Annotated in this window: 10 protein-coding genes and 1 tRNA gene; all 11 read right to left on the minus strand. The window is 45.1% G+C overall.

Annotation, left to right across the window (positions count from 1 at the left end):
- Positions 1-13 precede the first annotated feature (13 nt).
- The 11 genes from QUB39_RS21260 to arsB all read right to left on the minus strand — a co-directional run bounded on the left by QUB39_RS21260 (position 14) and on the right by arsB (position 12,877).
- Entirely contained in the window at positions 14-1,168 is a 1,155-nt protein-coding gene (locus QUB39_RS21260; RefSeq protein ID WP_333055600.1) for an ABC transporter permease subunit, read from the minus strand.
- A gap of 487 nt (positions 1,169-1,655) precedes the next feature.
- Positions 1,656-2,978, minus strand: coding sequence for an urea ABC transporter substrate-binding protein (gene urtA, locus QUB39_RS21265; RefSeq protein WP_333210700.1), 1,323 nt, complete (start codon positions 2,976-2,978; stop codon positions 1,656-1,658).
- Between the two features lie 539 nt (positions 2,979-3,517).
- Positions 3,518-3,590: transfer RNA gene (locus tag QUB39_RS21270), tRNA-Ala, on the minus strand.
- Between the two features lie 120 nt (positions 3,591-3,710).
- The gene (locus tag QUB39_RS21275; protein WP_333210702.1) at positions 3,711-4,439 is read right to left on the minus strand and encodes an HAD family phosphatase; all 729 of its coding nucleotides are present in this window, start codon (positions 4,437-4,439) and stop codon (positions 3,711-3,713) included.
- Positions 4,440-4,568: 129 nt separating this feature from the next.
- On the minus strand, positions 4,569-5,468 hold the full coding sequence (locus QUB39_RS21280; RefSeq protein WP_333210705.1) for a class I SAM-dependent methyltransferase: 900 nt from the start codon (positions 5,466-5,468) through the stop codon (positions 4,569-4,571).
- Between the two features lie 252 nt (positions 5,469-5,720).
- Positions 5,721-8,285 (minus strand): ATP-binding protein, encoded by a 2,565-nt coding sequence (locus tag QUB39_RS21285; protein ID WP_333055604.1) that lies wholly within the window; start codon positions 8,283-8,285, stop codon positions 5,721-5,723.
- Positions 8,286-8,580: 295 nt separating this feature from the next.
- Positions 8,581-9,306 (minus strand): TVP38/TMEM64 family protein, encoded by a 726-nt coding sequence (locus QUB39_RS21290; RefSeq protein WP_333055605.1) that lies wholly within the window; start codon positions 9,304-9,306, stop codon positions 8,581-8,583.
- Between the two features lie 99 nt (positions 9,307-9,405).
- Positions 9,406-10,392 carry an arsenosugar biosynthesis radical SAM (seleno)protein ArsS gene (gene arsS / locus QUB39_RS21295; protein WP_333210707.1) on the minus strand — a complete coding sequence of 329 codons (987 nt, stop codon included), beginning with the start codon at positions 10,390-10,392 and terminating at the stop codon, positions 9,406-9,408.
- Positions 10,393-10,623: 231 nt separating this feature from the next.
- The gene (gene arsC / locus QUB39_RS21300; protein ID WP_190732266.1) at positions 10,624-11,019 is read right to left on the minus strand and encodes an arsenate reductase, glutathione/glutaredoxin type; all 396 of its coding nucleotides are present in this window, start codon (positions 11,017-11,019) and stop codon (positions 10,624-10,626) included.
- Between the two features lie 43 nt (positions 11,020-11,062).
- Positions 11,063-11,719 carry an arsenical resistance protein ArsH gene (arsH, locus tag QUB39_RS21305; RefSeq protein ID WP_333055608.1) on the minus strand — a complete coding sequence of 219 codons (657 nt, stop codon included), beginning with the start codon at positions 11,717-11,719 and terminating at the stop codon, positions 11,063-11,065.
- A 6-nt stretch (positions 11,720-11,725) separates the two neighbouring features.
- Entirely contained in the window at positions 11,726-12,877 is a 1,152-nt protein-coding gene (gene arsB / locus QUB39_RS21310) for an ACR3 family arsenite efflux transporter (RefSeq protein WP_333055609.1), read from the minus strand.
- Positions 12,878-12,902: the final 25 nt, after the last annotated feature.

Here is a 12,902-nt window from a genome sequence, read left to right on the forward strand (position 1 = left end):
GCAGTTGTAATTTTTAATTTTCTACCGTCCGCCCTTTTTGCGGGAAAATCCCTCCCGGCTTCACTTGCAGAAAAGCCATAATTAAGGCGAATACCATTACTTTTGCCATGCTGGTTGTGGCGAAAAATGTGAAGAAGTCGGCTAAAGGCTTGATAGGAGCGAACATTAATGCTAGAGTTCCCGAACCGATCAGGTAATTGGCAGTGCCGATCGCGATCGCAGCAACTACACTCCCCACAATCTTGCCAACACCGCCCACAACCACCACCATAAAGGTATCGACTATATAATTTTGTCCGGTATTTGACCCTACCGAACCAATCAAACTAATCGCGCACCCAGCGACACCAGCCAAGCCTGAACCCAAAGCAAAAGTCAGCGCGTCTACTTGTTCGGTAGGAATACCCAAACACGCACTCATGCTGCGATTTTGCGTCACGGATCTAATCCGCAATCCCCACACAGACTTTTGCAAAAATAGGTAAATTCCCGCCAAACAAATTCCGGTGAGGACAATAATAAAAATTCGCGCGTAGGGCAACTGAAAATTGCCCAGCGGTATGCCGCCCCGCAACCATTGCGGTGCAGTCACGTCCACATTTTGAGCGCCAAACCAAGGTTGAGTTACGGCCAGTTTGTAAGTTTGCCCTAAAAAGGTGCTCACCGCCCAGGAAATACCCAAAGATAAAGGCAAAATTATGGCGATAATTGTGCTGCGAATGCGATCGAAATCCAGGCGCGATTTCAGCACCCGCAAACCGCCAAAAAACAGCAAACAAAACACCGCAATCCCAATTACCAACACCCAACTGACGCTGCGGACAAACTGCTGCAAAATTAAACTTACGCCCCAAGTTGCCAGCAGAGTTTCTAGCGGCCGCCCGTAAAGATAGCGAATCACTCCCCGTTCGAGAATTAATCCTACCAATGCAGCCACTAAAAAAGCTAGGGGAATTGCAAATAAAATGTAGGTTTCAAAAGCAAATCCTCCGATACCTTTGAAGACATTTTGCACTACGAAAGTTGTATAAGCCCCCAGCATCATCAACTCGCCATGAGCCATATTAATTACGCCCATCAGCCCGAAAATAATCGCTAGTCCCAGGGCTGCAATTAGTAAAACAGCGCCGATGCTAAGGCCGTTAAATAAACCATCTAATATCGCCAATTGTGTTACTCCTGCATCAAGTCGGTTAACTTTGTTCGCGGATAATTAGGGGCTGATTTTACCCCATTGGTGTCAAGTTAAGCATCGAGTTTTATATAAAAAATGCTTAGATTCAGTATCTCGATTCCCCTAAATCCCCCTTAATAAGGGGAGTAGGGGTTGACTTTGAAGAGTCCAGTTCCCCTATATTAAGGGGGAATTTGAAGACTCCGGTTATATCATGTCCGATCGAGTGACTGCGATTAAAAGGGCGGGTTTTTGAGATTGTCAATTATTGGCAGATATTTTTCGTGAACCCGCCCCTACCGTATTAGGAGTAATCGACCGGACATGATATTACCTCTTATTAAGGGGAGTAGGGATTGACGAAAGAATGCTCTTACTCCCCCCTTGGTAGGGGCGGTGCTACCCCTACTCCCCGTGCCCGCCCTTGGCTAGGGGGGATCGGGCTTCACCCAAGCGTATTGAAATTGGTATTACCTACTTATCAAACTTTGAATTTGCCACCTTTTGCGGGGTCTGACCAATCGCAAGCAAAGCCTTTTGTTTCAGCGACAAATTGATTCCAAGGCACCGGCTTCACTGCTTCTGGTGTAGCAAAAGCGATGTTAAATAAACCGTCGTCTCTAACTTCGCCCAACCGCACAAATTTAGAAAGGTGATGGTTAACATCCATCGTTACTGTGCCCCCCGGCGCGTCAAAGGTTTGACCCAAAGCTGCTGCCCGTACTTTTTCCAAATCGTCGGCTGTCCCTGCTTTTTCGACGGCTTGCTTCCACAGGTAAACCATGATGTAAGCTGCTTCCATCGGGTCATTGGTCACTCTATCTTTACCGTATTTTGCCTTGAAAGCTTCCACAAATTTTGTATTGGCCGGAGATTCTACAGTCATGAAGTAATTCCAGGCGGCGTAATGGCCTTTAAGATATTCTACGCCGATCGCCTTTACTTCTTCTTCAGCAATACTGACAGACATTGACGGATATTTGTCCGGGCCCAAACCTGCACCCTGCAACTGTTTGAAAAATGCTACGTTGCTGTCGCCGTTGAGAGAATTGAAAATGACGCCGCCGTCTGGCAAAGCTGCCTTAATTTTAGTAATAATTGGCGTGACTTCTGTCCCGCCCAAAGGAATGTAATCTTCCCCAACTAATTCGCCGCCTTTGGCTGCTAGCTGTGCTTTGATAATGGTATTTGCCGTGCGGGGGAAAACGTAGTCAGACCCGACTAAGAAGAATTTTTTCCCTTTATTTTCTAGCAGCCAGTCAACTGCTGGTTCGATTTGCTGGTTCGGCGCCGCCCCGGTATAAAAGATGTTCTTGGAACACTCTTGACCCTCGTATTGTACGGGGTACCAGAGCATATGATTTTTTTCTTCAAATACCGGCAATACTGCTTTGCGGCTAGCGGATGTCCAGCAGCCGAAGACGGTGACAACTTTATCTTGGTCGATCAATTTTTTGGCTTTTTCTGCAAAAGTCGGCCAGTCTGAGTTGCCGTCTTCTATGACTGCTTCGATTTGTTTTCCGAGGACACCCCCAGCTTTATTAATTTCTTCGATCGCTAATTGTTCGGCATCGACAACGCTTTTTTCGCTGATTGACATCGTGCCGCTCAAGGAATGCAAAATTCCTACTTTGATCGTGTTTCCGCCCCCGGCTGCTGCTGGTGTTCCTGTTGAAGTTGGAGAAGGAGAAGCGGCTGGAGTTGCTGTTGGGGTGGGAGTTCTACAAGCTTTTAGAAATAAACTTGATGTTAGGGTAGCAGAACCGTATAAAAGGAATTTCCGCCGATCGAATCGCTTTGTCATTTTTTCTTGTTACTCTTGAACAGATGAGTCTGATGATTGAGAATAATAACACATAGCGACTTGATATTAAGACTCGCTTCAGCAGACTGTTGTATTTTTAGCTACAAAACTTATTGTTTTTGACAAAATGAATGTTTTGTGGGGATTGAGGGCAACTGCGGCAGAAACCGGGCTGATACCATTTTAGATTTTAGATTTTAGATTTTAGATTGACTGATGACATCAGGGTGGGGATCGCGGGCTTACCGGATTTTTTGGGGAAACCTGGTTTAGACACCAAAATACGTCTTTTCAGCAATTACTGTGTAATTAGAAACCGGTTTCTTTACATAAATTATCTTATTGATGCTACCAGTTAGGCAGCAACCGGGTCGATCGCACACTCATAGAAAGCGGGTTTCTCGCTCTCGACAGGTTATTGATGCTAAAACTTAAGCAGCAACCGAGTCGATCGCACTTGCATAGGCGAGTATCAAAGCAGGTGACGATCGCACTTCGCTTTGAGTACGATCGTCACCTGTAGAAATACCCCTAATTTATGGAGAATAGCGGACTCGAACCGCTGGCCTCTGCGGTGCGATCGCAGCGCTCTACCAACTGAGCTAATTCCCCTGATTGAGTTTTAATTTAGCATTTTAGATGCGAGATTGCCGAATCTAAAAGGCTGACAGGTTTTGCTTGCTCTCACGTTCGCAGACCGTCACTTACACTAGCACGTAACTGCTAAAAAGGTCAAGTGTTTTCCGCAGCCGGCTCAGTGGGGGCGATCGAGCAAAATGCCGCCACTCTATCCAACTCTAAATCAGCAAAATAGTCCACCGTCCAATTAGCTTGGCGCTGAATCATGTGAAACGGGTAAGTGTGAGTCACACCCGCAACCTGAATCCCCGCTTTTTTCGCTGCTTCAATCCCCGCAAAAGTATCTTCTAGCGCCAAACACTCGATCGGTTGCAGGTTAAAGTCGGGATATTTCTGGTTGAGAAGTTCCACAGCCAATAGATAGCCGTCGGGTGCTGGTTTGCTTGCCGTCAAGTCATCGCCTGCAACAATTAACTCAAAGTTTGCTGCCAAACCGGCCCGATCTAACACCAATTCTATATCCGATCGCATTGCCCCGCTAACTACGGCCATTTTCAGTCCGGCGGGCCGAATTTTATCAATAAATTCTGCCAAACCGGGATAAATCGGCAGTTTCTCCAAAGTATCTATTTGAGCTTTGTAAGCTTGGGCCTTGCGTTGCAGCAGTCGATCCAGATATGTTTCTGTTAGATATCGTCCCCGGCGCTTGAGCAGTTCGGTAATGCAAGCGCGATCGCTCCTTCCCAAACAAATTTCTCGAAACTCCCCACGTTTGAGCTGGAGATTTTCATCGAGCATCAATTGTGCGATTATTTTCTCGTGAATTGGCTCGTCATTAACAATCACACCATTAAAATCAAATAAAACTGCTTTTAGAGTCATTAGTCATTAGTCATTAATCATCAGTCATTAGCAAGTTAGTAGGGGCGGGTTTTACCAACCATCTCAACCTAAAACTAACCATCTATGAAACCCGCCCCCAAAGGGCGAAAAATACACCTCAACAATAAGTCAAGCCGGAGCTGGAATGCCCGGTAAATCGCCATCAAAATCAGGAGTTCGATCGCCCCAATTCCACCCCCTCGCCACCTTAGCCTGTTCCAAATCTTCCCCCGGCAAAGGTTTCACGCCCTGCGTCACCTGATTCACCCACCAGTGTTCGTGAGTTTGCACCCCCGCGAATCCTGCAGCCCCCACCCAAGCATCGAGGCTGCCAGCCGCGTAAGACTTAATATAAGGCTCTTCAAAGATATCAGTCAGCCACTCTGTCTGCCGCAAAGTTTTTTGGTTTCCGTCCAAAATTGCCACTTGTCCCCCAACCTTCAGCAGTCGGAAGCTTTCTCGCAAAATTGCCCGCGATACAGCAGGTGGCGTCTCGTGAAACAGCAAGGAAGCTGCGACTAAATCGAAGCTAGCATCGCCAAAAGCAACGCTTTCGGCATTTCCGTGCAACCACTGGATATTTAAGCCGGCTTTTTGCGCTTTCATGTCGGCAACTACCAGCATATAAGGCGACAAGTCCAGGCCGACAACTTCCGCTTCGGGAAAAGCCTGCTTGAGCATGAGCGTTGTCGAACCGGTGCCGCATCCCAAATCGATGATTCGGCGCGGTTTCACCCGCACAGCGTCAATTAAGCCTTGCCTGACGACTGTTTCGTGGGGAGGCAAAACATATTGCGTGATGGGATCGTAGGAAACGGCGGCACTGGGGTTGAGATAGCCGCGTTTAATGCCGTGAAAGTTTTGGCTGCTGTAATATTCGGGATAAACTAAGTTGGGTTGTCGGTAGCGATCGCCCGCTGTTTCCCAGTCGATACCTTCGTAGAGTCGTTTCAGCGCTTCTTCGTCGATCGCCAGTCGCATCAGGGGCGACAAAAAGCGCTCGAAAATTGTATCCTTGCCAACAGCCATAAAACACCTTTAACAAAAACTATTCTAATTTTAGCCAACCGCCGTAAATTTAGCATTAATTAAAACTGTTTAGCCCCTCTTCCCTCTTCCTTCTATCCCTTACCTCCGTTAAAACTTTACAAAATCTGCGGGCTTCCTTTCCCACTTCCTACTTGTACGAGTTTAAACAAGGCAACTGTAGACAAGCTATAAACTCTTATTTTATCAGTCCTTCCCAAATCTAAAATCTAAAATCTAAAATCTAAAATCGTTTTACTTTCCGTTACTAATAGGAATTTTAACCAAAAATTCCGTTCCTCCCCCCGGAGGTTTAGCAATTGTGATGCTACCACCATGTCCATCTACTACAATTTTGTAGCTAATTGCTAACCCCAAACCCGTGCCTTTACCCACATCTTTAGTAGTAAAAAATGGGTTAAAAATTTGGTCTTTAACGCTGTCGGGAATGCCGGGGCCGTTGTCGGCGATCGCCACTTTCAGAAATTTACCGCCATGTTCGCGAACTACCCCCGTGGAAATAGTAATAATTTTATCCAGGCGATCGATCTCGTTCAAGGCATCGATCGCATTACTCAGCAAGTTCATAAACACCTGATTTAGCTGAGACGGATAGCACTCGACTGAAGGCACTTTTCCGTATTTCTTGACTATATAAATTCTATTTTTAATGCGGTTGGAGAGCAGCAGCAAGGTATTTTCTATACCTTCGTGAATATCCGCTAGCTTTTTGTCAGATTCATCCAGGCGAGAAAAGTTCCGCAAAGAAAGAACTATGCTGCGAATGCGTTCGCTTCCTATTTTCATAGAATTCAATATATGCGGCAAATCCTCCTCGATAAATTCTAACTCGATTTCTTCGCTAAATTCTGCGATTTCCTGGGGAACCTCTGGGAATGCTTCTTTGTATAAACTCACCAACTCTAATAAATCTTTAGTATATTTGCTGGTGTGAGGCAAATTAGCCGAAATAAAGTTAACGGGGTTGTTGATTTCGTGCGCTATTCCAGCCACCATTTGACCTAGGGATGACATTTTTTCGCTCTGCACTAAATGAGTTTGAGTTTTTTTCAGTTCATTTAAGGCACTATTAAGCAGTTTTACTTGGTCTTGGGTTTGACTGTAAAGGTGAGCTTGAGTAATTGCGATCGCCAATTGGTCTGCTACAGCTTTTAACAGTTGAATTTCCTCCCGACTCCAAAGCCAATGAGTAGCGTGGCTACAAATTAAATAACCCTGCGGCTGGTTCTGAGTCTGGACAGGTACGGCTAAATAGCTATTAGCTTTAAGTTCCGGCGGTTGAGTTACACCCTCCGCCCAAGTGTCGCTCGAAAGAATAATTGGTTCGCCTTGACCACTCCGTACTAACACATTTTCGATAAAGTAAGACTCAAACTTTAGGGCTTGTGTCGGAGAATCAGATGGGCAATATTCCCACAGGATTTGTAACGTTTTTTCTTGCGGTTTGTACCAACCAAAAGCCGCCCGTTCTAGGTGCAGCAAACTTACTATTTCTTCGACTGTACTTTGCACAATCTTGTCTAATTCAAGAGAAGCGCGAATACGTCCAGCAATCCGGTTGAGCATGGCTTCTCGCTCCGCTTGAGCGCGATTGTTTTCGGAGGAGTAAATTAGCCAAATGGCTGCTAGCATTGCCGGGATGAGCAGTCCGGCGACTACGGATGTCAGCAAATTTAATGCTTGCAGTTGGGATTCAATATTTTCGCGGGGAATTACTAAAGCCATCGACCAGTTAACTTCCTTGAGGGGAGCATAGGCTACATACACCCATTTGTTATCTATTTTTACCAGTTCGATGTTCGTCTGGCGGTCGATCATCTGCCGCGCAATTGTGGAGAGAGCGGGGTCTTTTGACTGTAAAAAGCTTGGGGCCTCCTGGTCGATATTTCCGATTAAGTTATTGTTGGGATGAACAATTGGCACTCCTTGTGAATTGAGCGCAAAAGCATAACTTTCGGAACCGTACAGTAAGCTGTTAGCGACAGATGTTACTCGGTCTAATTTAATGCTGCCCGATAGGACTCCAATTACTTGATTGGGAGCGGGAGGTAAGGCCCAAATAGGAGCTGAAATAATAATCGTAGAAACTTTTGTACTGCGGCCGATCAGCGGGTCGGAAACGTTGAGCTGTCCGGCCATTGCTTTTTGAAAGTGTTGGCGGTCTTTGCTGTTCGCGCGGTTGCCTAGAGTATTGATAAATGAGCCGTCGGGTTGAATTAATGACAGGATGAAATACTCTTTTAACCGGTATATTTCTCCTTGCAACCGGGGTTCGACTAATTGCCAATTGAGAGTGCCAACCGTAGGATCGTAAGCAATGGTTTCTATTTCTGCTTTGCGGCTGCTTAGCCAGCGGTCGATTTCATCGGTGCCTTTTTCTAGTTTTAATAGTGCTATTTGCTTTAAATTGTCAAGGATTAGTCCGCGTACAAAAAAATAGCTGATGCAAGCTGTTGTGCTAATGGTTAAAGCGGTGGTACCCAGAATTAGCAGGGTCAGCAAATGGCGGCGCTGCCGTCTGTGTTGCCAAAGACTGTGCGCTTGCTGCCACTGCGATTGAGCAGAATTGCTAATGTTGTCCCAGATTTGGCGCAGCTTTTTTGTTTGGTGTGGCGGCGGCGCAGACACAGATCCGGCTTGATTTGCTGGGTTTTGCATCATCAAATGTTCTCTCCGAATCAAATTCATCAAACTGTATTGGTCATTCGGCAGAATTAATATCAGCCAAGTCGTGAAACCAGTTTCAGAAAATAATGCAACTGTAGACCGGTGCTGCCAACCCTGGTGGTCATCAGTCATTCCCAATCTAAAATCTAAAATCTAAAATCTAAAATGGTAAGACTTACATTCCGGATTGCAAACAATTTTTCTTATGGTTGGGCACTCGCCTTCTATTTTGGCATCAATTGTATATTTCGACGTTCGATTTACCTATTTGAGGTTTGTGCTTTACGATATCTTTAATATCTATCTCGTTTGTATAACAAAATAATTGTAAATAACACAGAGAAAATACGGAGTTTTTTAGATTTCTAATGTATTATAATGTATGAGCAAAACTCTATTGACAATTTTACTGATTTGTGCTTTGGTTTCAAGGGGAAATTTTTTCGTCTAAAGCTTTTTTAGCCAAGCGGGTTGCATAAACGGTGAGGGCGATCGTTGCTACCAAACCAATGCCGTAAAGAGTCCACTCAGCAGCAGTGCGCGATCGCCCGCTAGATCCAAGTGCAGCCAAACTCCCGGCCAGGGAACCGATATAAACATACATGACTGTTCCGGGAATCATGCCGATCCAAGATGCCAAAAAATAATCTTTTAGAGATACCTGCGTGACTCCAAAAGCATAGTTAAGCAAATTAAACGGAAAAATGGGAGAAAGTCGCGTCAGCAGCACAATTTTCCATCCTTCAGAAGCAACTGCGGAGTCGATCGCCTTAAATTTTTGATTGCCCTCTATCTGTTTGGAAACCCAGTCGCGAGTTAAATACCGCCCTACCAAAAAAGCGCAAGTTGCGCCTAAAACTGAGCCGATGGAAACACAAACCGAACCGCCAACGACTCCAAACAAAACGCCAGAACCGAGAGTCAGCAAAGAACCGGGGATAAATAGAACGGTTGCGACAATGTAAATGAGAATAAAAGCTGCCGGGCCCCACGGGCCGAGACTCGCGATCGACTCCAAGGCATTTTTCAGAATTCCTTGAAAGTTAAAAAACCTAGTCGCTGCAATTAAAGCCACAGCTAAACCAATCCCTAAAATCAGTTTCCACCTATTTGATGGCGGCGGATTTTCATCGGGCGATCGCGAATCATTCATTACCTAAACTCTCCACTCATTCATTGCATACACCGTAAGGTCTATAGTTGCGCTTTAGCGCTAAAAAACTTTGTAATAAAGCGCAACTTTTCCCTTAAATTAAATCAAAGTACCGCCACAGCTAGAACCGCTACCCGCCGTACAGCCGTAACAATAAGCAGCCGTTTGCACATCTTGAATCACATCTAAACTGCCAGATGCAAGCAATTTAGCAGTATTTATCTTTTCCCCACTGCCAGTTTTCGCCGGCAGATTTTCCATTTGGTTAAAATCGCAGTCGTAGACATTGCCCAAATAGTCGATCGACAATTCGTTACGGCACATTAAATGTTCCAGAGTACCGGGATTAAAATTATCCTCCAAAAACCCCAGATAAGACTTGTGAAGTTTCTTATGTTCCAAATGAAACTTAGTCCGTCCCACCGGCAAATTAGTAATCGCGAACAATTGATTAAAACAAATCCCAAAATCTTCGGCTAAATAAACCTTGTAATCTTCCTCTAACTTGCCTTGTTCCGGTGTTAGCGAAAACTTGTCTGTTGCCGGCACTTGTGGATTGTACACCAAATCCAGAGTTAAATTTGGGTTTTTTCCGTATCCCAACTGATTTAGCTTTTGCAGCGCCCGAATCGAACTGTCAAAAACACCGTTGCCACGCATTTTGTCCACATTGTCAGCTTGGTAGCAGGGAAGCGACGCCACAATTCTGAGTTGGTGCTGCGCGCAATATTCGGGAATATCTTCAAAACCTTTTTCAAAGTAAATCGTCAAGTTAGAACGAACAATTACCTCTTTACCTGCCCCCCTGGCAGCTTCCGCTAGCGGCTTAAAACCGTAAAGCATTTCGGGAGCACCGCCGGTGAGGTCAACAGTTTCAATTTGAGGAAAGCGGCGAATGATTTCAATTAATTGGTCGCAAATTTCCGGGGAAAGTTCTTCTGTTCGTGTCGGGCTAGCTTCTACGTGGCAGTGAGTGCAAGCGAGGTTGCAGCGTTTGCCGAGATTAATTTGTAAAACTGTAATCTGCTTTTTAGTTAAAGCTGAGTGAAGTTTGTTTTTGAAAGGCGTGACTGCGGTCTGAATCATGTGCTAAACTTTTTAGTCTCTGCTCGCAACGGATTTAGAGGCGTTCCGGCGGAACGCCTCTCATAATTTAGCACTAATTCTTTGGATGCGAAAGCGACAAATTTTAACTGTCGCTACAAAGTTAATTGAAACTCACATCTTGCACCATTCTTAAGAACAGGCTTTTCGGCCTGTTCCACAAAAGTTAATTTTATTGTGGGGTGGGCATCCTGCCCGCCCGTCTACTTAATCTTACTTGAGAGAGTCCACTAATGTTTCAACTCGTGCTTTAATTTCATCTCGAACGCGGTGAAAAGTTTCGATGGGTTGTCCGTCGGGATCGTCGAGTTGCCAATCTTCAAATACTTCTCGCAATACCCACGCTTCGGGTAAATTCACGCCGCAGCCGCAGAGAGAAATTACGGCGTCGTAGTCTTCTGCATTGAATTCGTTTAATGGGTTGGATGTTTGATCGGTGATGTCAATGCCGATTTCTGACATGACTTGAATTGCTGTTGGATGAACTCTGCTTGATTCTAACCCGGAACTGGTGACTCCAATCTTGCCGGCGCCGATGGTTTTAGCGAATCCTTCTGCCATTTGCGATCTGCAGGAGTTTCTTTTGCACACAAACATTACTTTTTTCATGGGATTTGTTGGTTGTTGGTTGTTAGTTGTTAGTTGGTGGTTGTTAGTTAGATGTTTCAAGGGCGCGATTTGCTAGGGCGATCGCCTCTTTAGCGGCTTGTTCCTTGCGTTCGCTGTAGCGATCGGTCAAATAGTCGGTTTGCTCCCGCAACAGCAAGGTAAACTTGTACAGTTCCTCCATTACGTCGATCGCGCGATCGCGATAAGGCGAATCCTTCATCGTCCCATCTTCATTAAATTCCTGATAAGCTTTCGCAACCGAAGACTGATTCGGAATCGTAAACATCCGCATCCAGCGGCCCAAAATTCTCAAAGTATTGACTGCATTAAAAGACTGCGAACCGCCGCTGACTTGCATCACCGCCAAAGTCCTGCCTTGAGTTGGTCTGACAGCCCCAATATTTAAAGGAATCCAGTCAATTTGATTTTTCATAATGCCAGTAATATTACCGTGCATTTCTGGACTAGACCACACTTGACCCTCCGACCACAGGCTCAATTCCCGCAATTCTTGAACCTTCGGATGCGTATCGGGAACGCTACCGTAAATTGGCAGTTCCAGAGGATTAAAAAACCTAACCTCTGCACCGAACCCCTCAATAATTCGAGCCGATTCTTCCGCCAACAAGCGGCTGTAAGAACGCTCTCTTAAAGAGCCGTATAAAAAGAGAATTTTGGGTTTATGAGTGAATTCGTTCATGAGATTCTAGCAATTGGAATTGGGCAGACAACGAGGGTCTCGCAGCGATGCAGTTTCTGGTTTTCGGGGAAACCAAAATGCTGTTCGCTTGCAGATTTCTACCAACATTAACATCACTGGAACCTCAATTAAAACACCGACAACTGTAGCCAAGGCTGCACCTGAGTTTAAGCCAAACAGCATCACAGCCGTAGCAATCGCTACCTCAAAATGATTGCTGGCCCCAATCAGCGCGGCAGGTGCTGAATCTTCGTAGCACAAGTTGAGTTTTAAAGCTGCTACATAAGAAATCAGAAAAATGAAGTTTGTCTGGATAAACAGAGGCACAGCAATTAAAAGAATGTGCAGAGGATTGTTGACAATCAACTCTCCTTTGAAGGCAAACAAAAGAATTAGCGTAATCAAAAGGGCCGCCGTAGCAACTGGACTCAGATATTGCATAAACTCTCGTTCAAACCATTCTCGCCCTTTATGTTTAAAAATCCAGAAACGGCTATACATTCCGGCGGCTAAGGGCAAACCGACATAAATCAATACAGACAATACTATTGTCTGCCAAGGAACAACTAAATCATTTGCTGCTAACAGCCATCTGCCTAATGGTGCATATAAAAACAGCATTGCTAGGGAATTAATGGCAACCATAACGAGGGTATGTCCTTGATTGCCGTAGGACAGATATCCCCACATTAAAACCATCGCAGTACATGGGGCAATTCCTAATAATATTGTACCTGCAATGTAGGAACTAGCGATGGAGACTTCACTGCCACGAATTATTTCGGTGCCGGTAATGAGGGGGCGAAATAGCCAACCTAAGAAAAACTGAGAAAAGGCTACCATTGTAAATGGTTTGATAACCCAGTTGACGACTAATGTTAAAATCACTGGTTTGGGCGTTCGCGCTGCATTAGCCGCCTGGGTAAAGTCTATTTTTACCATGATGGGATACATCATAAAAAACAGACAGATGGCAATAGGAATTGACACCTGATAAAAGCTGAGAGCATCAAGGGTGACGGCGACGTTAGGGAATAGTCTACCGAGAAGAATACCGCCTAAAATACAAAGAAATACCCAAAGGGTGAGGTATCTTTCAAAAAAACTGAGTTTGCTTCCTGCTTTGACAGGTGAGTTAGTTGCTTGAGGATGGTTCATTTAGTTAACTGGTAAGTGAAACTTG

This window comes from Microcoleus sp. AT8-B5 (genome assembly GCF_036705565.1).
Classification (GTDB): domain Bacteria; phylum Cyanobacteriota; class Cyanobacteriia; order Cyanobacteriales; family Microcoleaceae; genus Microcoleus.

Coding starts and splice junctions, on each gene's coding strand:
- urtA (WP_333210700.1), bottom strand. CDS start 2,978: ATGACAAAGCGATTCGATCGGCGGAAATTCCTTTTATACGGTTCTGCT.
- QUB39_RS21280 (WP_333210705.1), bottom strand. CDS start 5,468: ATGGCTGTTGGCAAGGATACAATTTTCGAGCGCTTTTTGTCGCCCCTG.
- arsS (WP_333210707.1), bottom strand. CDS start 10,392: ATGATTCAGACCGCAGTCACGCCTTTCAAAAACAAACTTCACTCAGCT.
- arsH (WP_333055608.1), bottom strand. CDS start 11,719: ATGAACGAATTCACTCATAAACCCAAAATTCTCTTTTTATACGGCTCT.
- QUB39_RS21285 (WP_333055604.1), bottom strand. CDS start 8,285: ATGACTGATGACCACCAGGGTTGGCAGCACCGGTCTACAGTTGCATTA.
- QUB39_RS21275 (WP_333210702.1), bottom strand. CDS start 4,439: ATGACTCTAAAAGCAGTTTTATTTGATTTTAATGGTGTGATTGTTAAT.
- arsB (WP_333055609.1), bottom strand. CDS start 12,877: ATGAACCATCCTCAAGCAACTAACTCACCTGTCAAAGCAGGAAGCAAA.
- QUB39_RS21290 (WP_333055605.1), bottom strand. CDS start 9,306: ATGAATGATTCGCGATCGCCCGATGAAAATCCGCCGCCATCAAATAGG.
- arsC (WP_190732266.1), bottom strand. CDS start 11,019: ATGAAAAAAGTAATGTTTGTGTGCAAAAGAAACTCCTGCAGATCGCAA.